Raw genomic sequence first — 1,010 nt, 5'->3', positions numbered from 1 at the left:
GTCCTTTTCCAGCCTGGCGATTGTTGGTGCTGCTGCTGCTTGGAACGCAGCGATGCCCTCTGCGGGTGCCGTGAAGATGGTCCCTCCGGCCTGACAGTATCCAGCGGCCTCGGCTGCAGTAGCGGGCATTGAGGCGGTGGCCCACGCACGGGTGGCATCCGCTGCTTGCTCGAGGGTGCGGCGTGCATTGATGGGCAGCTCGTTCAGCACGTCCTGGTTGATGACCAGGGTGTTGATTCTTGGATACAGTGGGAGATTGCCCGTCACGGTCGTGGGCTTCGTCAGGGCACCGGCACGGGCGAACGACGTTTCGGTCGCGCCGACTGCGTTTTTTGCCAGCGCCTCTGTGAAGAGCTTTCCAGGCAAGGGCTTTGGCACCGCGCCGAAGGACTGCAGCACCTCATCGGCAGTGTCCGATCGGGGGGCGCGGACAACCTTCCCGTCCAGGTCGCCGGGCTCGTCAATGGGCTCGGCAAAAGAAAAGAGATGCCGCTGGCCTTCGGGAAAGAGGGCAAGCCCGGTCAATCCCACCGGTGTGAGTCCGGCCAGCATTGGGTCGGCGAAGCCAGGGGCAACAACCTGCTTCAGCACGTCATCGTTGCTCACGAGGAACGGCGCAGAAAGCGCGTTGAACGAGGTGACTCCTTCGCCCTCCCATGTTTGTGTGGGGATCAGTGCCATGTCGACGTCCCCTGCCTGTACCAGCTCGAGGACGGCCTGGTTCCATGCCTCGGTGGCGTCACCCGCGGCCTGGAGGTGTGTATCTATCTTGATGCTGCCGTCCGGGGAGTGTCTCTGGACTTGGCGGACGAATTCTGCGATTTGGGCTGCCCCGGGCTGCCCAACGCCGTAGGCCGTAGCGATGGTGAAGTAGGTTGGATTATCAGTTGTCGAGTCCAGCGCCTCCGGCGCTCCGCACGCTGTGGTGATGGTGATTAATGCAGCAATGGAGGCTGCCGCCGTCATGCGCCTGAACGGATACATGCTGACCTCTTCCCGGTCCGCCTTCC

At 62.9% G+C, this 1,010-nt stretch carries 1 protein-coding gene; it reads right to left on the bottom strand.

The features are described from left to right. On the bottom strand, window positions 1–984 hold a 984-nt coding region (locus CXQ88_RS21380), incomplete at its 3' end, for a TRAP transporter substrate-binding protein (protein WP_146069274.1). Between the last annotated feature and the right edge of the window lie 26 nt (window positions 985–1,010).

Origin of the sequence: Arthrobacter sp. ZGTC412, from assembly GCF_002929215.1 — a bacterium.
GTDB lineage: Bacteria > Actinomycetota > Actinomycetes > Actinomycetales > Micrococcaceae > Arthrobacter.
The sequence above is the reverse complement of the archived record's forward strand: the minus strand, read 5'-3'. Positions and strand labels throughout refer to the sequence as shown.